This is a genomic window from Comamonas sp. Z1 (genome assembly GCF_008121555.1).
In the GTDB taxonomy this organism is placed as follows: Bacteria; Pseudomonadota; Gammaproteobacteria; order Burkholderiales; family Burkholderiaceae_C; genus Comamonas; species Comamonas thiooxydans.
In genome coordinates, this window is sequence record NZ_VOQT01000007.1 from 78902 (window position 1) to 101114 (window position 22213).

General features: G+C 61.5%; 22 protein-coding genes. 11 read left to right on the plus strand and 11 right to left on the minus strand.

What is annotated here, in order from left to right; genetic code table 11:
• Positions 1 to 89: 89 nt before the first annotated feature.
• The 3 genes from FSY45_RS14390 to FSY45_RS14400 are packed head-to-tail and all read left to right on the plus strand — an operon-like array spanning position 90 to position 2453.
• Positions 90 to 572, plus strand: coding sequence for a MarR family winged helix-turn-helix transcriptional regulator (locus tag FSY45_RS14390; RefSeq protein WP_003061063.1), 483 nt, complete (start codon positions 90 to 92; stop codon positions 570 to 572).
• A 52-nt stretch (positions 573 to 624) separates the two neighbouring features.
• Positions 625 to 1821, plus strand: a complete 1197-nt coding sequence (locus FSY45_RS14395) for a multidrug effflux MFS transporter (RefSeq protein ID WP_046461386.1) — start codon at positions 625 to 627, stop codon at positions 1819 to 1821.
• Between the two features lie 53 nt (positions 1822 to 1874).
• A complete protein-coding gene (locus FSY45_RS14400; protein WP_003061059.1) occupies positions 1875 to 2453 on the plus strand; it encodes an SMI1/KNR4 family protein in 579 nt (192 codons plus the stop codon).
• Here the strand turns inward: FSY45_RS14400 and FSY45_RS14405 are convergent.
• From FSY45_RS14405 to fumC, 3 genes are all read right to left on the minus strand, one after another.
• The gene (locus FSY45_RS14405; RefSeq protein ID WP_046461385.1) at positions 2408 to 4075 is read right to left on the minus strand and encodes a SulP family inorganic anion transporter; all 1668 of its coding nucleotides are present in this window, start codon (positions 4073 to 4075) and stop codon (positions 2408 to 2410) included. The genes FSY45_RS14400 and FSY45_RS14405 overlap by 46 nt on opposite strands.
• Positions 4072 to 4716, minus strand: coding sequence for a ParB-like protein (locus FSY45_RS14410; RefSeq protein WP_046461384.1), 645 nt, complete (start codon positions 4714 to 4716; stop codon positions 4072 to 4074). The genes FSY45_RS14405 and FSY45_RS14410 overlap by 4 nt, the downstream gene beginning before the upstream one ends.
• A 95-nt stretch (positions 4717 to 4811) precedes the next feature.
• The gene (fumC, locus tag FSY45_RS14415; RefSeq protein WP_003061054.1) at positions 4812 to 6203 is read right to left on the minus strand and encodes a class II fumarate hydratase; all 1392 of its coding nucleotides are present in this window, start codon (positions 6201 to 6203) and stop codon (positions 4812 to 4814) included.
• Between the two features lie 245 nt (positions 6204 to 6448).
• Here fumC and FSY45_RS14420 point away from each other — a divergent pair, with 245 nt between their 5' ends.
• The 8 genes from FSY45_RS14420 (at position 6449) to FSY45_RS28265 (ending at position 14159) form a co-directional block, all read left to right on the plus strand.
• Positions 6449 to 8635 (plus strand): bifunctional diguanylate cyclase/phosphodiesterase, encoded by a 2187-nt coding sequence (locus FSY45_RS14420; RefSeq protein WP_012837559.1) that lies wholly within the window; start codon positions 6449 to 6451, stop codon positions 8633 to 8635.
• 135 nt (positions 8636 to 8770) lie between these two features.
• Entirely contained in the window at positions 8771 to 10324 is a 1554-nt protein-coding gene (locus FSY45_RS14425; protein WP_003061052.1) for a fumarate hydratase, read from the plus strand.
• Between the two features lie 158 nt (positions 10325 to 10482).
• The gene (locus tag FSY45_RS14430; protein ID WP_046461383.1) at positions 10483 to 10983 is read left to right on the plus strand and encodes a GNAT family N-acetyltransferase; all 501 of its coding nucleotides are present in this window, start codon (positions 10483 to 10485) and stop codon (positions 10981 to 10983) included.
• Between the two features lie 300 nt (positions 10984 to 11283).
• Positions 11284 to 12003: a hypothetical protein gene (locus FSY45_RS14435; protein ID WP_046461401.1), complete on the plus strand. Its 720-nt coding sequence runs from the start codon at positions 11284 to 11286 to the stop codon at positions 12001 to 12003.
• Between the two features lie 208 nt (positions 12004 to 12211).
• Entirely contained in the window at positions 12212 to 12796 is a 585-nt protein-coding gene (locus tag FSY45_RS14440; RefSeq protein WP_046461382.1) for a hypothetical protein, read from the plus strand.
• A gap of 79 nt (positions 12797 to 12875) precedes the next feature.
• Positions 12876 to 13508 carry a DUF938 domain-containing protein gene (locus tag FSY45_RS14445; protein ID WP_046461381.1) on the plus strand — a complete coding sequence of 211 codons (633 nt, stop codon included), beginning with the start codon at positions 12876 to 12878 and terminating at the stop codon, positions 13506 to 13508.
• Positions 13509 to 13519: 11 nt separating this feature from the next.
• Positions 13520 to 14041: a DUF2199 domain-containing protein gene (locus FSY45_RS14450; protein ID WP_046461380.1), complete on the plus strand. Its 522-nt coding sequence runs from the start codon at positions 13520 to 13522 to the stop codon at positions 14039 to 14041.
• Entirely contained in the window at positions 14031 to 14159 is a 129-nt protein-coding gene (locus tag FSY45_RS28265) for a hypothetical protein (protein ID WP_255432077.1), read from the plus strand. Before FSY45_RS14450 ends, FSY45_RS28265 begins: the two co-directional genes overlap by 11 nt.
• Before the next feature lie 4 nt (positions 14160 to 14163).
• Here the strand turns inward: FSY45_RS28265 and FSY45_RS14455 are convergent, their stop codons facing one another.
• From FSY45_RS14455 to FSY45_RS14490, 8 genes are all read right to left on the minus strand, one after another.
• Complete coding sequence (locus FSY45_RS14455) at positions 14164 to 15042, minus strand: TIGR00730 family Rossman fold protein (protein ID WP_012837553.1); 879 nt, start codon at positions 15040 to 15042, stop codon at positions 14164 to 14166.
• 217 nt (positions 15043 to 15259) lie between these two features.
• Entirely contained in the window at positions 15260 to 15637 is a 378-nt protein-coding gene (crcB, locus tag FSY45_RS14460) for a fluoride efflux transporter CrcB (RefSeq protein WP_003061043.1), read from the minus strand.
• 54 nt (positions 15638 to 15691) lie between these two features.
• Positions 15692 to 16120, minus strand: a complete 429-nt coding sequence (gene mnhG, locus FSY45_RS14465) for a monovalent cation/H(+) antiporter subunit G (protein WP_012837551.1) — start codon at positions 16118 to 16120, stop codon at positions 15692 to 15694.
• On the minus strand, positions 16117 to 16395 hold the full coding sequence (locus FSY45_RS14470; protein WP_003057255.1) for a K+/H+ antiporter subunit F: 279 nt from the start codon (positions 16393 to 16395) through the stop codon (positions 16117 to 16119). The genes mnhG and FSY45_RS14470 overlap by 4 nt, the downstream gene beginning before the upstream one ends.
• The gene (locus tag FSY45_RS14475; protein WP_003061039.1) at positions 16392 to 16892 is read right to left on the minus strand and encodes a Na+/H+ antiporter subunit E; all 501 of its coding nucleotides are present in this window, start codon (positions 16890 to 16892) and stop codon (positions 16392 to 16394) included. Before FSY45_RS14475 ends, FSY45_RS14470 begins: the two co-directional genes overlap by 4 nt.
• Entirely contained in the window at positions 16889 to 18721 is a 1833-nt protein-coding gene (locus FSY45_RS14480) for a monovalent cation/H+ antiporter subunit D (protein WP_003061037.1), read from the minus strand. Before FSY45_RS14480 ends, FSY45_RS14475 begins: the two co-directional genes overlap by 4 nt.
• Positions 18718 to 19083: a Na+/H+ antiporter subunit C gene (locus FSY45_RS14485; RefSeq protein WP_003061035.1), complete on the minus strand. Its 366-nt coding sequence runs from the start codon at positions 19081 to 19083 to the stop codon at positions 18718 to 18720. Before FSY45_RS14485 ends, FSY45_RS14480 begins: the two co-directional genes overlap by 4 nt.
• Complete coding sequence (locus tag FSY45_RS14490) at positions 19083 to 22058, minus strand: monovalent cation/H+ antiporter subunit A (RefSeq protein WP_034361100.1); 2976 nt, start codon at positions 22056 to 22058, stop codon at positions 19083 to 19085. The genes FSY45_RS14485 and FSY45_RS14490 overlap by 1 nt, the downstream gene beginning before the upstream one ends.
• Positions 22059 to 22213 lie beyond the last annotated feature (155 nt).

Below are 22213 nucleotides of genomic sequence, written 5' to 3' on the forward strand. Positions count from 1 at the left end.
GGTCACAGCATCCTTGCCTAAAACCCTGTTAACAAGATAAATACTGTTTGCGCAATAATTTGAATACCAACTATTTGAATGCATTCGGAATGTCCAGCACCGCCTCACTGTCCAGTCGTCAGCGCCAGCTCATGTTCGTCATGGCGCAGGTCAACAAGCAATGGCGCCGCACGCTGGACAAGGTCCTGGCACCCTTGGGTCTGACGCAGGCGCTGTGGCTGCCCCTGGTCCACCTGGAGCGCAGTGCGGGTGCCATGCGGCAAAAGGACCTTGCTCTGGCGCTGGCGTTGGACAGCTCTTCCATCGTGCGACTGATTGACGGCCTTCAGGCCCAAGGCTGGGTGGAGCGCATCGACGATGCCGATCGGCGCGTCAAGCGCATACAGCTCACGGCGGCCGGACTGCTTCAGGTCGAGACCGTCAAGACCATCGTGGCGGATGTCCGCAGCGAAGTCATGCAGGAGCTGCCCCCCGATCTGCTGGACGCCACACTGGATGCACTGGAAACCATGCTGGAAAAGATGGCTGCGCTGGAAGCAAGCGCCAGCGAGGGCTCCCAGCCCGAAAGCTGAACTAGCGCCGCACGCAACAGAACCCTCACAGCCAGTTCCGGATTTCACTTGTATGCAAAGTCCCGTCACCCCTGTACGCAAAGCGCCGCTCTGGCTGCTGGTCATGGTCACCATTGCCGGCACCATGGCCATGCATATGTTCATCCCGGCTCTGCCCGATGCTGCTCGCCACTTCGGCGCCAGCAGCGGACAGATGCAGCAGACCATCACCGTCTACATCCTCGGCCTGGCACTGGGCCAGCTGATCTACGGCCCCATGTCGGATGCACTGGGTCGCCGCCCTCTGTTGCTGGTCGGACTGTGTCTCTACACCGTCGCCAGCCTTGCGGCCTTTCTGGCCCCCAGCGCGAATATGCTGATTGGCGCGCGCCTGATTCAGGCTCTGGGCGGCTGTGCCGGCCTGGCACTGGGCCGCGCCATTGCCCGCGACACTGCGACACCGGAAACCGCCGTGGGCAGTCTGGCCTTGCTCAATCTCATGATGATGATTGGCCCGGGCATCGCCCCCTCCATAGGCTCGGGGCTGGATGCCCTGTTTGGCTGGCGCATCATTTTCGCGGTGCTGGCGCTCATGGGCGCGCTGACGGCCATCGGAGTCTGGCGCCTGCTTCCTGAGACCGGTCACCCCACCGGCAAGCTGAACTGGCGCACCGTGCGCAATGACTATCGAACCTTGCTGGGTTCCCCCCAGTTTCTGGGCTTCGCCATAGGCGGCGGTAGCGCCACCACATCCATGTACGCCTTTATTGCTGCAGCGCCGTTCATCTTCATCGAGCAGTTGCACACCAGCAAGGCGCAGCTTGGAATCTACCTCGGGGTGCTGATGGCCGGCATGGCAGCAGGCAATGCGCTGGCACGCCAGCTCATCAAACGCTGGCCACTGGAGCGGCTGATACTGGGCGGCAATATGTTGAGCCTGGGCTGTGCGGCTGCACTGGTAGTCCTGACGCTGCTGCAGCTGATCAACGTACCCGCTGTCGTGACATTGATGCTGCTGTTTACCTTGGGTTCCGGCATGACCAGCCCCGCCGCACTCTCCAAGGCTCTGGGCGTGCACAGCGATTTGACGGGATCGGCCGCCGGAGTCTATGGCTTCACGCAAATGGCCGTGGGCGGTCTGTGCACGCTGGGAGCCAGCCTGGGTGGCAGCCCGGCGCTATCGGCTTTTACAGTGCTGCTGATTGCCTGCATCGTGGGTCAGCTGGGCTTTCGCAGCGCGCTCAAGATGAAACCGGCCTCTAGCGCTTGATGGAAAATCGTAAACAGCTATATATTCAGTAGCAAACAGATTCAAGGAGCACCATGTCATCCATCGCCCAAAGCTGGCAGCGCATCGGCGCCTGGTATGCCCAGAACACACCCAAAGACACTCTGGTCTTGGCCGATGGCGCCAGCGAGGCAGAAATTGCCGAGCTGGAAGCCGCCCTGGGTCAGCGCCTGCCGGACGATGTGCGTGAGTCACTGGCCCTGCACAACGGCGCGGCCAATGAGGCCTATCTGCTGTACTTTGGCGAGCTGCTGTCCACACAGCGCATGCTGGAGGTCTGGCAGATGTATGCGGACATGCAAAAGAGCGAAGGCTGGGGGCTTGGCCCGGACTACAACCCCGACTATCTGCAAGGCCCCCTGCGCCCCGTGTACTGGGATGCACTGCGTATTCCCCTGACCGACAACTGCGGCGATGGCGCCATGCTGGACCTTGCGCCAGCGGCTGGTGGCCATGCGGGCCAGATCATCGAGTTTGATCACGAGGGCGGCCCCAAGGGCGTGTTTGCACCCAGCTTCTCAGCCTGGCTGGCGCTGCTGGCCGACGAGCTGGAGCAAGGCAAGCATGTCTATATCGAAGACGCAGGCTGTGTGGCACCGCCGGGCACCTGGTGAAAATCGGCGGTCAAGGCCTGCACGGCATCGTCCACGCTCCAGGCTGAATAGCAGTCGGGGTTGAGCCCCGGCATCTGCACGCGCTGCAGCAGCTCGCGCAGACTGTCCTTGACGCGGGCCAGCCGCAGCAGCACCCCGGCTTGCTGCAGCTGACACGCCAGCTCGCCCATTGCCTCAATGCCGGTGCTGTCGAGATCAGGGCTTTCTTCCAGACTCAGCACCACGGCATGCACATCTGCAGCTTGCGCCACGCGCGCGCGGATATCGCTCATCACAGCCTCGGCATTGCCAAAGAACAGGCTTTCCTCGGGCCGCAGAATCAGCAGACCCGGCACAGGTTGCGCTTCTGGGTGGCGCTGGCGGTCCACAAAATCATGGCTGCCCACCAGCCGCCCTAGCTCGCTGACATGGGACTGGGCCATGCGCTTGAGCAGCATCACAATGCTGACCACCATGGCCAGCAGCAGGCCATCAAGCACACCCAGCACAATCACGGCAGCAAAAGCTGTGAGCGCCACGGCGCGATCACGCTGCCAGATGAAATAAGGCTGCAGCGTGCGCCAGTTGAGCGAATGTGCCACCGCATGAATGACGATGGCGGCCAGCAAGGGCTCAGGGATTCGCTCCATCCAGGGCAGCAACTGCCACACCAGCACGGCCACCACGGCGCAAGCAATCAGGCCTGCGGCCTTGGTCTGCGCGCCAGCCACCTCATTGGCCGAGCTGGCCGAAAACCCTGCACCCACAGGCAGGCCCTGAAACAGGGCCGAGGCCATATTGGCGCCGCCCAGCGCCAGCAGATCGCGGTTGCTGTTCACCCCATCGCCATGGCGCAGCGCCAGCGAGCGGATGGAGCTGTATGACTCGGCATACAGAATCAGGGCCAGCGCCACAGCCAGCTGCCCCACGCGCAGCCAATCGCTCCAGTCCAGCGCAGGCAGGGCCAGATGCGCAGCACCCAGTTGCAGCGAACCCACAGGCGCTATGCCCCAGCTCCTGCAAAAGCCCAGTGCATCGAGCGCAATGCCCGCCGCAATCACCAGCAAAGCACCGGGCACGGCTTTCCACCGCGCCAGAAGCCGCAGCGCCAGCAAGGCCACAAGCAGCATGGTCAGGCCATACCAGTTCCAGCGCGGTAGCAGCGCGATCAAGTCCCAGCTGAAATGCAGAAAGTCGCTGTGCGCGGGATGCACGCCCACAGCCAGTGGCAGTTGCTTGACCACAATGGTCAGCGCCAGACCAATGGCAAAGCCGCGCAGCACGGGCTTGGCAATGAATTGCGAGATGCCGCCCAGCCGCAGCAGGCCCGCCAGCACAAACATCACCCCAGCCACCAGCACCATGGCCACACCCATGAGCGCGCGATGATCGGCCGAGACATGCAGCACCGAGCCCGTGGCCGCCAGCAGCACAGCCGCTGAGGATGAGGTCGACGACACAATCGCAAAGCGGCTGGTACCGAGCAGCCCATAGACCAGCAAGCCCGCAAACAGCGCAATCACCCCGGCCTGGGGCGGCGCACCGGCAATGCCAGAATAGGCCACGGCCTCGGGCAGCAGCAGCCCCGCGATAGACAGGCCCGCAATCCAGTCCGCGCCCGCAAGCATCCAGCGTGCAGTCATAAAGGCTTGTGCAGATTGCTGGTCACACCTGACCAGCCGGGCAAGAACTGCGCCTTGACGCTACGGGCCAGCGCAACAGCCTCCACGACCGCAGACTCAGGCAAGCCCAAACCGCCACTGCTGCGCAAATCCGCCTTGCGAAACAGAGGCCGGTAGAAATCAGCCCAGAGGAACTCGGCATAAGGCGAGGCATCCTTGGCATAACCACCGGCCTTGCGCACCTCCCCCGCCAAGCTGCGATACGGGTCATCCCTAAGCTGGCTCAGTTGCTGGGGGATCTGCGAAAACTCGCAACGCCGCCCCTTCTCGTCATAAGGGTGCGCCCAGTGGTGGAACTCCATGACGCGCCAAAACATCTCCGCGCCCTGTTCGCTCAGATCGGCCAGTTGCATGACCCAGACGGTTTTGACCGCTTCATGCATCAGCGCCAGTCCCAGATGATGGTGATCCACGATGAAAAACCGGCCCTGAGGACCTTTCACGGCTGGAAACCAGTGACTGAGCAACAGTTTGTCGCGAGCCTTGGATTTCAGCTGAGCCCATTGAGAGCGTTTGAGCGACACTTCGGCAGCCCCCACCGTCATCTGCGTGGGCCGTAGATCCGAAACCGAAACCTGCTCCAGGTGCTGCTGTGCGGGCATGCCGACTCCAGTCATCAACGATGTCGCATTGTGTGCAAACCCTGGGCAAAAAGAAAAGAGCCCGGCAGGCGGGCTCTTTTCAGTACGGAAACGGCTTACAGATTGCCGACCATCTGCTCGGGCACGACCCACTGGTCGAACTGCTCGGCCGTCACATGGCCGCTGGCAATGGCCGCGTCTCGCAGGCTGCTGCCCTCCTTGTGCGCCTTCTTGGCAATATAGGCTGCCTTGTCGTAACCGATATGCGTGTTGAGCGCTGTCACCAGCATCAGCGAACGGCCTACCAGTTCGTCAATGCGCGCACGGTTGGGCTCTATGCCCACGGCGCAGTGATCGTTGAAACTGACCATGCCGTCGGCCAGCAGGCGCACGCTTTGCAGGAAGTTGTGCGCCACCATGGGGCGGAACACATTGAGCTCGAAGTTGCCCGAGGCTCCGCCGAAATTGATGGCCACATCGTTGCCGAACACCTGGGCGCAAAGCATGGTCACGGCTTCGGACTGCGTGGGATTGACCTTGCCCGGCATGATGGACGAACCCGGCTCGTTCTCCGGGATCGAGATTTCGCCCAGGCCGCTGCGCGGCCCGGATGCCAGCCAGCGCACGTCGTTGGCGATTTTCATCAGGCTTGCAGCCAGCGTCTTGAGAGCGCCATGTGCATAAACCAAGCCGTCGCAGCTCGCCAGAGACTCGAACTTGTTGGGCGAGGTGACAAACGGGGAGCCTGTCAGTCTGGCCAGTTCCGCCGCCACGCCTTCGGCATAGCCCTTGGGGGCATTCAGCCCCGTACCCACGGCCGTCCCCCCCAGGGCCAGCTCATACAGATGCGGCAATGCAGCCCGCACATGGGCTTCGCCATGGGCCAGCTGGGCCACCCAACCGGATATTTCCTGACCCAGCGTCAGCGGCGTGGCATCCTGCAAATGCGTGCGACCGATCTTGACGATATCGGCAAAGGCTTCGCTCTTGGCCAGCAGCGTGACACGCAGCTTGGCGATGGCAGGCAGCAACTTGTGCTCGATGGCCGTCACCGCCGCCACATGCATGGCCGTGGGATAGACATCGTTGCTGGACTGGCTTTTATTCACGTCGTCATTCGGGTGCACCAGACGGGCTTCACCGCGCTCGCCGCCCATCAGCTCGCTGGCCCGATTGGCCAGCACCTCGTTGACGTTCATATTGGTCTGGGTGCCGGAACCTGTCTGCCAGACCACCAGGGGGAACTCATCGGGGTGCTTGCCCGCGAGCACCTCATCGGCGGCCGCATTGATGGCTCTGGATTTTTTCTCGTCCAGCAGACCCAGCGCCTGGTTGACGCTGGCGGAGGCCTTTTTGACCTGCGCCAGCGCAGCAATGATTTCACGCGGTTGCTGCTCGCCGCTGATGTCAAAATTCTGCAGCGAGCGCTGCGTCTGCGCGCCCCAGAGCTTGTTGGCGGGTACATCGATCAGGCCAAAAGTGTCTTTTTCCTGGCGGGTGACTGTCATGGAATCGCTCCTTGCAATACAACTCGGCGCAGCTGGCTGGAGAAATCTGGCTGCCGTTGGCCGCAAACGGAAGTCGACCCACCGCCAGGCAGGCCACTCCCACAACCGGCCCATGCTAGCTCAGCCCGGCAGGCGGCAAGCACAATCGAGGCAACACCCCTGCGCCGGCAAGGCCAGAAATACATAGTTACATTAAATCAATGTCGGACAAAGAATCCGACCGGCCTTGCTGGCCCGCCACATCAATGTTCACTGATCTTTCCACCCCCATCGCCACCACCGTCATGACATCAAGTTACAGCACGATGATGGTGTGTGTCTCCATCGTCATCGCGGTATTTGCCTCTTTTGTGACGCTGGGTCTGGCCCGTCGCATGCGCATGGCCTCGGGCAGAATCGGACGCATCTGGTGGGCCATCGGCGCCATGGTGATGGGCACGGGGGTCTGGGCCATGCACTTCATCGGCATGCAGGCGTTTGAGCTGCCCATCACCCTGGGTTACAGCGGTGCTCTGACGCTGGCATCCTGGGTCGCGGCAGTCGCGGCATCGGCATTGGCCTTTGGAGTGGCAACCAGGGCCGAATACCGCTGGCCTCATTTTCTGGGCGCCTCGCTGCTCATGGGCGGCGGCATCTGCGCCATGCACTATCTGGGCATGCTTGCCATCGAGATGTCCATCCCGATTGCCTGGGACTGGCCGCTGGTGGCGGCCTCCGCTCTGATCGCAGTACTGGCCTCGGCCACGGCGCTGACTCTGTTTCGCGCGCTGTTTTCGCTCTCCGGCAAGCGGCTATGGCTGTTCCAGACATTGGCGGCACTGGTCATGGGCTTTGCAATCTGTGGCATGCACTACACCGGAATGTCGGCAGCCAGCTTTGCCAGCGGCTCGGTCTGCCTGAGTGCGGAAGCCCTGAGCGGCCCCGAGCTCACCACCATCATCATCATCACCACGGTCATGCTGCTGATTGCGGCGATGTTCAGCACCTTGCTCGATGCGCGCCTGCAAAGCACTGCCTTCAAGCTCAATCAATCGCTGCAGGAAGCCAATGCCAAGCTGCAGCTGGCCAATACCGAGCTGCGCCAGCGCGCCTTTGCCGATCCGCTGACCAATCTGCCCAACCGGCTGCTGTTCGAAGACCGCCTCATCCATGCCCTGCTGCGCCTGGAGCGCGCCAACCGCTCGCGCACCAAGGAGAGGCTGGGAATCTTGTTTGTGGATCTGGACGGCTTCAAGCCCATCAACGACTCCTTCGGTCATGCAGCAGGCGACCAGATCCTCGTCAGCGCGGCCGAGCGCCTCATGGCGGAAGCCCGCAGCAGCGATACCGTGGCCCGCGTGGGCGGGGATGAGTTCCTGGTGCTGCTGGAGGACACCCAGGACGTGGCCGCCTGCATGGCGGTGGCCAATCGCATTCTCAAGGCGCTTAGTCAGCCCTTTCGCCTAGGCAACAAGGAGCTGCAGATCACCTGCTCCATCGGCATCGTGGCCTTTCCCGACCATGGTGACCGCGACCACCTGATCGCCAACGCAGACGCCGCCATGTACGCAGCCAAACGCAATGGTGGCAACGGTTTTGCAGTGTTCGAGCCGCATATGGGCAGCGATGCATCCGAGCAGCTGGAGCTGCAAAACGACCTGCGCCACGCCATTCAGCGCGGTCAGATGGAGTTGCATTACCAGCCCAAGATCGACAGCGAGCGCGGCAACATCATCGGGGTCGAGGCGCTGCTGCGCTGGGCTCACCCCGAACGCGGCATGATTGCCCCGGACATCTTCATTCCCCTGGCCGAGCGCTTCGGCATCATCAACAGCCTGGGCAACTGGGTGATCGAAGAAGCCTGCCGCCAGCTGGCCCTGTGGCGCGATATGGGACTGCAGATGCGGGTGGCGATCAATCTTTCCGTGCACCAGCTGCGCGAAAGCGGCCTGGCAGATCGCATCACCCAGACGCTGCTGCGCCACGACGTACAGGCCAGCCAGCTGCTCTGCGAGATCACCGAATCCGTGGCCATGGAAGACACCCAGGCCACGCAGCGCGCAATCGAGGAGTTGCGCGACATCGGCATCTTTCTCTCTATCGACGACTTTGGCACCGGCTACTCCAGCCTCAACTATCTGCGTCAGTTGCCCGCGCAGCAGCTGAAGATCGACCGCAGCTTCATCCGCGACCTGGAAACCGAGGAAGATGCCCGCGCCGTGGTCCATGCCGTCGTGCGCCTGGCCCATGCCCTGGGCCTGCGCGTGGTGGCCGAGGGTGTGGAAACTGCGGGTCAGCGGGACATCCTGATCGACATGCAATGCGATGAGCTTCAGGGCTACTTCTACGCGCGCCCCATGCCGGCGGACAGCCTGCTGGCCTGGGCAAGAGGCGATCGCCGAGGTGGTCAGGCCGATTTCTCGGCCTCCATCCTCGGCGCACTGACCGGCTGAACGCCACACAGCCCCCACCAGTCATATATAAGACCGGTGGGTTATGGCTGCAAGAATTGTCGTCTGGACCGATAATCGATGGGTTTACCGTGCGCGCCCCACGCGTACAGATTGCAACCCCCGAGAAGCTTCACGATGACCACCTCCATCCGCCAGCAGGACCTGATCGATTCGATCGCAGGTGCCCTCCAGTACATCAGTTACTATCACACACCGGATTTCATCCAGCATCTGGCCCGCGCCTATGAACGCGAGCAAAGCCCTGCGGCCAAGGATGCGATGGCACAGATCCTGACCAACTCCAAGATGGCGGCCACCGGCCAGCGCCCCATCTGCCAGGACACCGGCATCGTCAACGTGTTCCTGAAAGTGGGCATGGACGTCAAGTGGGAAGGCTTCACCATGGGGTTGGAAGACGCCATCAATGAAGGCGTACGCCGTGGCTACAACCACCCCGACAACACGCTGCGCGCCTCCGTCGTGGCCGATCCCCAGTTCAAGCGCAAGAACACCAAGGACAACACCCCCGCCGTGATCAATGTGCAGATCGTGCCCGGCGACAAGGTGGACGTGACCGTGGCCGCCAAGGGCGGCGGCTCCGAGAACAAGTCCAAGATGATCATGATGAACCCTAGCGACAACATCGTGGACTGGGTTCTGAAGACCGTCCCCACCATGGGCGCAGGCTGGTGCCCGCCCGGCATGCTGGGTATTGGCATCGGCGGCACGGCTGAAAAGGCCGTCCTGCTGGCCAAGGAAAGCCTGATGGAAGACCTCAATATGTACGAGCTGCAGCAAAAAGCTGCCAGCGGTGCAGAGCTCGATGACGTGGAAAAGCTGCGCCTGGAACTGTTTGAAAAGATCAACGCCCTGGGCATAGGCGCCCAAGGCCTGGGCGGCCTGACCACGGTGCTGGACGTCAAGATCAACATGTACCCCACGCACGCGGCCTCCAAGCCCGTGGCCATGATTCCCAACTGCGCCGCCACGCGCCACGCCCACTTCGTGATGGATGGATCAGGCCCCGTGCACCTGGATGCCCCCTCGCTGGACACCTGGCCCAAGATCGACTGGCACCCCGACTACAACAAGTCCAAGAAGGTCGACCTTAACAATCTGACCAAGGAAGAAGTGGCCAGCTGGAAGCCCGGCGACACACTGCTGCTCAATGGCAAGATGCTGACCGGCCGCGACGCCGCCCACAAGCGCATCCAGGACATGCTGGCCAAGGGCGAGAAACTGCCTGTGGACTTCACCAACCGCGTGATCTACTACGTAGGCCCCGTGGACCCCGTGCGCGACGAAGTGGTCGGCCCAGCAGGCCCCACCACGGCCACCCGCATGGACAAGTTCACCGACATGATGCTGTCGCAGACCGGCCTGATCTCGATGATCGGCAAGTCCGAGCGCGGCCCCGTCGCCATCGAGGCCATCAAGAAGCACAAGAGTGCCTATCTGATGGCCGTGGGCGGCGCCGCCTACCTGGTCTCCAAGGCCATCAAGCAAGCCAAGGTCGTTGGCTTCGAAGACCTGGGCATGGAAGCCATCTATGAATTCGACGTGGTCGACATGCCTGTGACCGTGGCCGTGGATGCCGGCGGCACCAGCGCCCACATCACCGGCCCCGCCATCTGGAAGGAAAAGATCGCGACCGGGGAATTCAAGGGCATTGAAGTGGCCGGCGTGTAATCACCCGTCAGGCCCTGCCTTGAAGAACCGCCTTCGGGCGGTTTTTTCATGCCCGATCGCCTGGACAGCGGCTGCAGCAGGGCCATTGGCCGTTTCCCCGGCTCTTTCTCTGTTTGCGGCATAGTCGAGGCAGAATTTTTGTGAACCCATTCCAAGCCATGCAAATCCGAGCAGAACTCCCCGCCGACGCCCAGGCCATCGAGCAAGTGACGATACAGGCCTTCAAGGACGCACCGCATACCGACCACACCGAGCAATTCATCGTGCGTGAGTTGCGCGCAGCCGGGGCGCTTGCCCTGTCCCTGGTCGCAGAGATTGACGAGCAAATCGTCGGGCATGTCGCCATCTCTCCCGTCACCATCAGTGACGGCAGCCTGCACTGGTTTGGCCTGGGCCCCATCTCCGTCATTCCCCAAGAACAGCGACAGGGTATCGGCAGTGCACTCATGCAGGCAGCCATCAGCGCTCTGCATGCGCAGTCTGCGCGGGGATGCGTGCTGATTGGCGATCCGGACTACTACCGGCGCTTTGGTTTCCGGACGGTGCCGGGCCTGGTGCTGCCCGGAGTGCCTGCCGAGTACTTTCAAGCCCTGACTTTCGAAGGCCTGCCGCCGCAAGGCCAGGTGAGTTATCACAGGGCCTTCAACGCCCGGGACTGAGCCTGCCGGTTTTTACCGTCTGTCAGCTCGGCGGCGAGGCGGCATCCGCTCTCGGCCATCGGCGCAGCACCGATGACAAAGCCGATGTGCTGGCCAATCCGACATTGGGCACACAGCCGCCATCAGCAAGCAAAGCTTTCGGGGTTCACGGCAACGCGATGCCTAGTCTTCATCGAAATCAGGGCTTCTTGGTAAATACGAGACACAGATACCAAGCATGCTAATTAAGATATGCGACAGAGTGGGTATTTGTCTGACGCCGTCCAGAATGATTTGCATCGCAAGCACAAGGAGTTCAGCATGAGCCATGTCGCAGCAAAGATGGTGACCGGTGCGCTGGTGGCGCTCTCGGGCTTTGCTTCCGCACAGACTCAGCAGCCATCGGCTGCGCCCAAACCGCTGCCCTCCCCTGCGACTCAGGTACTGGTCCCCCAGGGAGTCTATGCGCAGATCGACACCAGACTGGGGCAGGAGGCTCTTCGCTTGCTGTCGCAGGGGACGCCTCAGCAGCAGCAAGCCGTGCTCGAGCGCGTACGCGCCGCGCCCGAGCGCTTTCAACCGCCCGTGTTCTATGTGCTGTCGCAAATACTGTTCAAGGCAGGTCTGCGGGACGAGGCTGCCTTCTGGTTCTACGCCGGCCAGCTGCGTGCCCGCTTCGACGCCAATCGCTGTACCGACGCCACTGCCAGACAAGCGGTCGATGTGATGAATCAGAGCTATGGAGCCCCCATCAACCGCCATCTGTTTCAGGATCTGGACAAGGCTCAGGAGTTGATCGCCAAGGTTGTGGACTGGGATCGCCGCACACCCCACGCCTACGACCCGCACTGGATCAATCTGCACGGTATGCAGGCGGTGCAGGCCTCCCGGGACCCGCAACTGGCCGCCAGGCTGACGATGGAATCGCTGAGCCTGCCAGCCGCGCAGTGGCCTAGCCTGGCCGAGCAGACGCGCACCAAGTATCTACAGGGCTTTCAGGAAGCCATCAGCCAGCTCAAAGCCGAATCAAAATCCAAGTGAACGATCGCTGCCGACCCGCCGAAATCAAAGTCCAAGGGCCTATATCCCTTATGTAGAAATCGCTTGCGGCCACTCTTTTTGAATAATCTTCCGGCAAGACTCCACGCAGGCTTGATAGCGCCCCCTATTGGCGCATGCCCTGTTTGCTCTACGATGACTCAGACCTCTGCACCCAGGGCCACTTCAATGCCACTCAAAAGGAGTCCTCATGCACAAGCTTTTTGCGCTGTCGACGACCACCGCCCTCGTCGCCTTGCTGACCGCCTGCCTGGTACCTGAGCGCTTCTCCGCCAACGTGGAAGTGCAGGCCGATGGCAGCTACAGCTACCGCTTTGACGGCACGGTGGTGAATGCCCTGGCCGTGATGAAGCTCAGAAAACAAGGTGTGCTGAGCGAGAAAGACCACCAGGAGCTGGCGGCGCAAGCGCAGCAACTGAGCAGCGAACCCGAGGTCAGGAAAGCCGTCTACAAAGGCAATGCGCGCTATGCGCTGGAGATTGCCGGCCAGCGAAAGCCCGGTGAAGGTCTGCGATTGCTGGACATGTTCACCGTGCAGATCGACAGGAATGGCGTGATGACGATTGCCGCCAAACCGCTCAAGGACAAGGAAAAGAGAGACTTCGCGCAACTGGGTATCACCATGAATGGCAGCCTGAAAGTCAGCCTGCCCGGCAATGCCGAGGTGCTCTCGCAAAACGCCAGCTCCACCCCCATGCTGGGCATGGGCGCATACAGCTGGAAAATCGGCGGCCTGAACGTGCGACCCGAGATCAGGCTGCGCTTCAGGCCGTGAAGGCTGTCGCAGTGCTCGGACTTGGCATTTCGGGAGAAGATGCCTGTACGATTTCCCGTGTCTGCCCGCCAAGACCCTCATGACCCCAAACCCTCCATCGACAGCCCCGCAACGGCCTTTTTCCCAGGCCTGCGAAAACAATCAGGCCCCTATTTTCGAGGTGCTGAAGTCCGCTTTTCAGCACAGCCGGCATGTGCTGGAGATAGGCTCCGGCACCGGGCAGCACAGCGTGTACTTCGCTCCGCGCCTGCCGCAGCTGATCTGGCAGACCAGCGACCTGGCCGACAGTCATGCAGGCATCCAGGCCTGGCACGCCGCCCATGGAGCACCCAATCTGCTTGCTCCGCTGGAGTTCAACCTGGCGACCGATGCCTGGCCCGCAACCAAGAATCCATCAGGCTTTGATGCCGTCTTTACCAGCAACACATGCCATATCGTGGCCTGGCCGCTGGTGCAGCGCATGTTTGATCTGGTGGGCTCGCACTTGCCCGAAGGCGGCGTGTTTGCCATCTATGGCCCGTTCAACTACGGCGGCCACTTCACCAGCGACAGCAACCGTGCCTTCGACGCCTGGCTGCGCCAGCGTGATGCGCGCAGCGGCCTGCGCGACTTTGAAGCCATCGTGGCGCTGGCCGCAGAGCACGGCATGGAGTTGCAGCTCGACCAGGCCATGCCGGCCAATAACCGTACGCTGGTATTTCGCAAACGCTGAACTCCTACACCATGGCCGCCATCTTTGCCTACCAATGCAGCAACTGCGATCAGATTCACGAAGGATCGCCGAGCTTTGCTTTCGATGCCCCAGCACCCTACCGACGCCTGAGCGAGCAAGAACGCGAGGCATGGGCCGAGCTGACCGACGAGCTCTGCGTCATCGCCCACCCCGAAGGCACGCAATACTATGTGCGCGCCATTCTGGAAGTGCCGATCCATGGCCTGGACGAGCCCTTTCTCTGGGGCATCTGGGTGTCGGCCAGCGAAGCCAGTTTTCACCGCTATCTGGACTCCTTCGACAAACCTCCCGAAGACCCGATTTTCTTTGGCTGGCTGTCCAATCTGATTGCCGTCTACCCCACGCAGGAATCACGCCCGGCCGATGTGCATATCCAGGCCGACGGCACACGCCCGCGCGTGGTGCTGCACCGCTGCGATGAGGGAAGCGATGCACTGGTCGTCGATCAGCATGAAGGCATTTCGATCGCGCGTGCCCAGCAACTGGCCGAGCAGTCGCTGCATGGCATTTAAGCCGAACCAGGCCCAAGCACTGGCTCATCAAGAACTATCTTCATGCATTGATGGGCAACAAAAAACCGCCAGAGGAAAATCTTCTGGCGGTTTCTGGCCGTTTGGTGATCAGGCGTGACTGCTTATCCGTTGTTCCAGCCGGTCTGGTAGAACTGCTGAATGAAGGACCAGGCCTCGGCCGGATCGTCGGTGTAGCGGAACAGGTTCAGATCCTTGGCAGAAATGGTGCCCTCTTCCACCAGCACATCGAAGTTCAGCACCCGCTTCCAGAACTCCGTGCCGAACAGGATCACGGGCACGGGCTTGCTCTTGTGGGTCTGCACCAGCGTCAGCACTTCAAAAAGCTCGTCCATGGTGCCGAAGCCGCCAGGGAAGGCCACCAGCGCCTTGGCGCGCATCATGAAGTGCATTTTGCGCAATGCAAAGTAGTGGAACTTAAAGCTCAGCCCCGGCGTGATGTAGGGGTTGCCATGCTGTTCATGCGGCAGATAGATGTTCAGCCCCACATTGGGAGCACCCGCATCATGCGCGCCGCGGTTGGCCGCCTCCATGATGCCGGGGCCGCCGCCCGTGCAGATGTAGAAGCGCTCGCTGGGCGCCTGCTTCATGCCTTCGGTCGCCACGATGCGCGCGAAGGCGCGTGCCGCCTCATAGCGCTCGGCATTGCGCATGCCGCGTTCGGCCAGCGCCATGCGCTGGGTATCGCCGCTGGCCTTGGCTTGCGCAAGCTGCTGACGCGCCTGCTCCATATCCACAAAGCGCGCGCTGCCGTAGACAACCACAGTGTGCTCGATGCCGCGCTCGATCTGGGTCAGATCTGGCTTGAGCATTTCCAGCTGCATGCGGATGCCACGGGTTTCGCGGCGGAACATGAACTCCGGATCGGCGAATGCAAGGCGGTTGGATTGAGGTTCCAGCTCTTTGCCGTTATGGGCCTGGTTGTGCAGCTCGGCCCAGGCATTGGCCAGATCGGTATCGGACAGGGGTGAAGAAATTTGCATGGACCCTCGGTTCTTAGAATGCTGAGCAGCACGGACTACAGCCATCCCTAAAGATTTCGTAGCGCTGACCGCCCATCCGTCAAGTACTTCAAGCTCAAATGCACCTGTAGTGCAGATGATGCTTGCACTATACGCTCACAAAGCTATAGCCCTGGAGAGTATTTCGCCTCTAAACGCTGAAGCAGTTTGCCGCAATAGTGGCAAATGGTCTGCCAGCTTAACGGCTGAACCCGATGCTCCAGCTGAGCATACCCATGTAGGTCATGAACAGAGAGCCGACCAGATGCACACAGGCCCAGCCCAGAGCAGCGACCAGGCGCTGCTGCTGCAGCAGGCCGATGACCTCGGCCGAGTAGCTGGAAAACGTGGTCAGAGCACCGAGAAAGCCGGTGATGATGGCCAGTTTCCAGGCCGGATCCAGCTGGGGCATCGCCTGAAACAGCGCGATGAAGACGCCGATCAGATAGCCGCCGATCAGATTGGCGGCAAGAGTGCCCCAGGGCATGCTGGCTCCGGCGCTCAGCCACAGTCCCAGCCCCCAGCGCGACAGGGCGCCCAGGCAGGCACCGATGCAGATGGCAACAATATTGAGCATGGCTGCCAATCTAGCGCAAGACGGCCGCCCTGAAGGGCTTGGACTCCAAGGATTTCAGACTTTGTTCGCCACCGGCTTTTCGTCGGCCTCGGCGGCCTCTTCTTCGTCCAGGGGTTCGTTGCGCACCAGGTTGCTGAGCGTGGGCGGTACGCTCTCTCCTGCCCGGCGCGAGCGAAACAGCGCTGCGCGCATGAGGAAGATGGTGGTGATGGGCACGGTCACGGCAATGAAGATGGCAATCAGCACCGAGTGCATGACAAAGCCCTGGCCGCTGACGGAAAAGTAGATCCAGGTGGCATGCATGATGAGCCAGCAGCCCATGGTGGCGATGATGGAGGGCGCATGCACGCGCTCGAAATAGCTTTTGAGCCGCAGCAGTCCTACGGAGCCCATGAGAGCAATCAGCGAACCACCGAAGACCAGGGCCGCCACCAGAATCTGGGCCCACAGCGGCAGATCCACGCCAATGACCTCGGTACTCATTCGATCACCTCGCCGCGCAACAGGAACTTGGCCATGGCCGTGGAGCCGACGCAGCCGAACAGAGCCACCAGCAAGGCCGCCTCGAAATAGTTGGTGCTGTCATACAGAATGCCCATGACCAGCATGGCCAGCATGCCGTTGAGATACATGCAGTCCAGCGCCAGCACGCGATCTTGCGCATGCGGCCCCTTGAGCAGGCGCAGCACCGAGCAGCCCATGGCCGCCAGCAGCATGACCAGAGATGCCATCAGCACCCAATAAAACCAGGGATTCATTCAAAAATCTCCATCAGCAGGCTCTCGTAGCGGGACTTCACAAAGTCGGCCAGCTGCTTGGCATCCTCCACCTCCAGCGCATGCAGCAGCAGCATGGAGCGGTCACGCGAAATTTCGGCCCAGGACGTGCCCGGCGTCAGGCAGACGATCATGGCCAGTACTGCCAGCCCGTTGGGATCGCGCAGCTCGAGCGGAATATGGACAAAGGCCGCCGGGTGCTTGCGCATGCGCGGCAGCAGCAGAAAACGCACCACATTGAAATTGGAGACCGAGGTGTCGCAGACCACACGGAATGCCAGCTTGAGAATGCTCAGCGGGTGGCTGACCCGCACCGGCAAGGGGCGCAGGCCGCGCAGCAGCACGGGGATCAGCAGGCCCAGGATCAGGCCCAGCAAGATCTGGCCGGCACTGACCGAGCGGTTGAGCAACAGCCACAGCACCAGCAGAGCTACCGACAGCAGCGGTGCCGGGAAGATGGATTTCATGATGTTCTTCATGGGCGGCCCTCCTCTTTCTGAGCCGAGGCTGCGGTCTGGGTAGCAGCCTCCTGTGCAGCTTCGCTTTCATCGCCGATACCGGGGACGGGCTCTGCCTGCATTTCCAGTGCTGCAGCACGTGCCGCCGCCTCGGGACCCGCAGCCTCCTGAGCCTTCTTCTCCTTGGGCGCAGGTACCGGAGCAAGACCCAGGACGGTACGCACATAGACATCGGGCGAATGCAGTGCATTGGCCGCTCGCTGGGTATAGCGCATCACATCATCGGCCTTGACCGTCAACACCACACAGCACAGCAGCAGTGCAACGATGGGCAGGCCTTCCGCCACCTTGAGTGATGGCGCGCTCTGCTCCGGATTGGCCCAGAAATGTCGGATGCCGGCGCGCGTGAGTGCCACCAACGCCATCAGACCGGTGATGATGAGCAAGGCCACCATGCTCCAGCCCAGCGGACCGGCCTTCACACCACTGGATGTCCCCATGCCCAGCGGGTTGAGCAGGCTGGTCAGCATGGCGAATTTGCCGAGAAAGCCGGACAGAGGCGGCAGGCCCGAGATCAGCAAGGTGCAGGCCATGAAGCTCAGACCCAGAAAAGCCGCCGCTGCCGGGAAGGCCCGGCCGATCATGAGCTCTTCATCATCGTCGAGATTGAAGCCTTCGGTGGGCAACAGCTCTGCATTGAGGAATGGCGCTTCATCGTCCTCATAGGGCTCGCCCGCGTCATCATCCACGCGCCAGCGGTCCACCACATCGGCGATCAGGAACAGGGCCGCCACGGCCAGCGTGGAGCCCGGCAGGTAATACAGCAGGCCGGCTGTCAGCAGATTCTGGCCAAAGCCCGTTGCGGCCAGCAGGGTGCCGGACGAAAGAATGGCAGCGAAGCCCGCCAGATGGGTCAGCCGTTGCGAGCCCAACATGCCTATCGCACCAAAGGCCATGGTCAGCATGCCGCCCACGATCAGCCAGGTACTGCCAAACAGGGCAGATGCCCCGGCTTCCGAGCTGAACAGCAAGGTCCACAGGCGCAAGATGACATAGACCCCCACCTTGGTCATGAGCGCAAACAAGGCGCCCACCGGCGCAGTCGCCGCACTGTAGCCAGGCACCAGCCAGAAATTCAGCGGCCACAGCGCTGCCTTGATCAAAAATGCCGTTCCCAGCACGCCTGCAGCCGCATGCAGCAGGCCGCGGTCGGCGTCCTGCACTTGCGGAATGGCGCGGGCCAGATCGGCCATATTGAGCGTTCCGGTAATGCCGTAGAGCATGGACACGCCGATCAGGAACAGCGAAGACGCGGCCAGATTGATGGCGATATAGTGAAGACCGGCCTGAATGCGCGTGCTGCCGGAACCATGCAGCAGCAAACCGTAAGAGGCTGCCAGCATGATCTCGAAGAACACAAACAGATTGAACAGATCGGCCGTGATGAAGGCACCGCTGAGCCCCATCAGCTGCAGCTGGAACAAGGGGTGGAAGTGCACCCCGGCCTTGTGCCAGCGCGCAGCGGAAAACACCAGCGCAGCCAGTGCCACCACATAGGTGACCAGCAGCATCAGAGCAGTCAGCCTGTCCAGCGCCAGCGCGATGCCAAAGGGCGCCGGCCAGTTGCCGGGCATATAGACCGACATGGTGACGGCAGAGCCCGCCTGGTTGGTCCAGCCCAGCAGCATGACCACGATCACCAGACTGATCGTGGTGGACAGGATGTTCATGCCCAGCTTCAGGCGCTGACGCTCTTCACGCAAAAACAGCATCAGCGCTGCCGTCAGCATGGGCAGCATGATGGGAGCCAGCATCAGGTGCGGCATCAGATGCTCAATCCACCCGGTCATAGCATTTCCTGTTCGGTACGCGAGTGCACGCCATCCACATGGTCGTTTCCAGAAGCGCCGCGCGATGCCAGCAGCACGACCAGGAACAGCGCCGTCATGGCAAAGCCGATGACGATGGCGGTCAGCACCAGGGCCTGAGGCATGGGGTCTGCATAGTGCGACAAATCGGTCGGTACACCGTTTTGCAGCACCGGCACCTTGTTGATCGACAGGCCCTGACGCCCCATGGAGAAGATGAACAGATTGACGGCATAGGACAGCAGCGCCAGCCCCATGATGACCTGGTAGCTACGCGGGCGCAGCAGCAGCCAGACGCCCGAGCCGGTGAGCACACCGATGGCAATGGCCAGAACGATTTCCATTACATACCTCCCCTTGCCAGTGCTGCAGCTGTGGCTGCCTGCACCTCGGCCTCGGCCTTCTTGGCCTCTTGTTCCTGCTCTTCCAGCAAGCGCGCATGAAAGCGGTGTCCGCGCACCGATTGGTGGGCTATCGCCGTCAGGATCAGCATGGTGGAGCCCACCACCAGCGCAAACACGCCAATATCGAAGAAGGTGGCGCTGGCGAGATGCACATGCCCCACCAATGGCAGCGAAAAGTCAAAGCTGTGGCTGGTCAGGAAGGGGTAGCCAACGGCCACCGACCCCAGGCCCGTGCCCAGTGCAAAAAGCAGGCCCGCGGCAATCCAGCGACGCGGATACAGCGGCAGATGCGCCTCCACCCAGTGCGTGCCCGAGATGATGTATTGCATCAGCAAGGCGACCGAAAACACCAGCCCCGCCACAAACCCGCCGCCGGGCTGGTTATGGCCGCGCACAAAGATATAGGCCGCCACCAGCGTCGCAAACGGCAGCAGCAGTCGCACCAGCACGGCTGGCACCATCAGGTAGCCCACGGCTGTATCGCTGGCATTGCGCGGGTTGAGCAGGTCGGTCTGCAAATCGCCAGGCACATAACGCTGCTGCTCCGGGATGTCCATGGCCTCGCGTGCCGGACGGAAGCGGCGCAGCAGCGCATAGATGACGATGGCCACAATGCCCAGCACCACGATTTCGCCAAAGGTGTCGAAGCCGCGGAAGTCCACCAGCATCACATTGACCACATTGGTGCCGCCACCGCCGCCCAGCGCGTTTTCGAGGAAGAAGGTGGAGGTGCTTTCATAGAAAGGCCGGCTCATCATGGCAAATGCCAGCCAGGCCATGCCGCCGCCGGCAATCAGCGACAGCACCAGATCGCGCAGGCGGCGTGCCTTGGCCCTGGCATCGGCGTTATCGGCCGTGCGCATATTCTTGTCCCGCTTGGGCAGCCAGCGCAGCCCCAGCAGGATCAGCACCGTGGTGGCGACTTCCACCACCAGTTGAGTCAGAGCCAGATCGGGGGCCGAGAACCAGAGGAAGGTCAGCACCGTGCACAGGCCCGTGCCGCCGAGCATGATCAATGCGGTCATCCGGTGGTACTTGGCTTTCCAGGCCGTGCCCAGCGCACACAGGCAGCCAATTGCCCAGAGCAGGACAAAAGCCGAAGACACGGGCAAAGTGCCGCGATTGCCCAGCTTCATGCCCCATAGCCACATTGGCAATGCTGCCGCCACAAGAGCAACGCAGACCAGCCACAGCATCTGCCACTGCAGGCGGCGCGTGGACAGATTGCGGCGCCCCGCCCGGCCCAGCCAGGTGATGCGAGCCAGCAGATTCTCAAAAATCCTGCGACCGCTGACACGGCCCAGCACGGGCGTCGTATCAAAGTGTCCGACCGTGCGCTGCCAGCGCAGCATGGTGTAGAGCAAGATACCACCGGCCAGCGCCACCAGACTCATGATGAGCGGCATATTCCAGCCATGCCAGATGGCCAGGCTGTACTGCGGCAAGTCACCTCCTACGACTGGAGTTGCAGCGACAGCCAGAAAACCGCCCACCGCCCAGGCCGGGAAAATGCCGACGATCAGGCAAGCCAGCACGAGCAGCTCCACCGGTACACGCATCCAGTGCGGCGGCTCGTGCGGCTCGTGAGGGAGATCGTTTGCCTGGGGCCCAAAAAAGACATCGAACGTAAAGCGCAGCGAATAGGCCACGCTGAACATGCCCGCCACGGTCGCAACCACGGGCAGCACAGTCTTGACCCAGGGTGCGGCATCCAGATAGACGGTCTCGGCAAAGAACATCTCCTTGGAGATGAAGCCGTTGAGCAAGGGCACACCGGCCATGGCGGCACTGGCCACACAGGCCAGCGTGGCCGTGATCGGCATCATGAAGCGCAGACCCGACAGGCGCCGGATGTCACGCGTGCCGCTTTCATGGTCCACAATGCCCGCCGCCATGAACAGCGAAGCCTTGAAGGTCGCATGGTTCATGATGTGAAACACTGCCGCCACGGCAGCCAGCTTGCTGTTCAGGCCCAGCAGCAAGGTAATCAGCCCCAGATGCGAGATCGTTGAATAAGCCAGCAAACCCTTGAGATCATGCTGGAACATCGCGCAATAACCGCCAATCAGCAGCGTCATGGCGCCGGCTCCACCAACCAGCCAGAACCATGCATCGGTGTCTGCCAGCACCGGCCACAGCCGTGCCAGCAGAAACACGCCGGCCTTGACCATGGTGGCCGAGTGCAGATAGGCCGACACGGGCGTGGGAGCCGCCATGGCGTTTGGCAGCCAGAACTGAAATGGAAATTGGGCACTTTTCGTTAGTGCACCAAGCAAAATCAGCACCAATGCCAACAGATAGAGGTGACTATCGCGAATCTGCTGCCCTGCCGCCAGCACGTTGTCGAGGTCATAGCTGCCTACGATATGACCCAGTACCAGCATGCCCACCAGCATGGCCAGCCCGCCCGTTCCCGTGACCGTCAAAGCCATGCGTGCCCCCCGGCGCGCATCCTTGCGGTGATACCAGTAGCCGATCAGCAGGAACGAAAAAAGACTGGTCAGTTCCCAGAAAAATACCAGTTGAATGATGTTTCCCGAGAGCACCACCCCCGCCATGGCCCCCATGAAGGCCAGAAAAAACGAGAAAAAGCGCGGTACAGGATCAGTGGGCGACATGTAGTAGCGCGCGTAAAGCACCACCAGCGCACCAATGCCGAAGACCAGCATGGAGAACAGCCAGGCGAACCCGTCCATGCGGATCACCAGATTCAGCCCCAGCGCCGGCAGCCAGGAAATCTCCTGCCTGAGCACCGCTCCATCGGCCATTTCCGGGAACAGCATCCCTACCTGAATTGCGCATATCAGCGCAATGACACCCGCGAGTGTTGATTCAGTATTGCGCGCATTCGCCGGCAATAAAGCAGCCAGAAGGCTGCCTGCAAAAGGTAGGAGGATGAGGTATATCAAGGGCATGGGCGGATCATTCTAGAGGTTGACGTTATTTTTTCCGCTATAAAAACCTGAGCATTTCACAGACTTTAGACCACCGTTCATCCTTAATTGATGACAGAAAATTCATCAAAACAGCGGGTTGCATGCAGATAAAGAAGTGCTTCCACAGCCGCCCT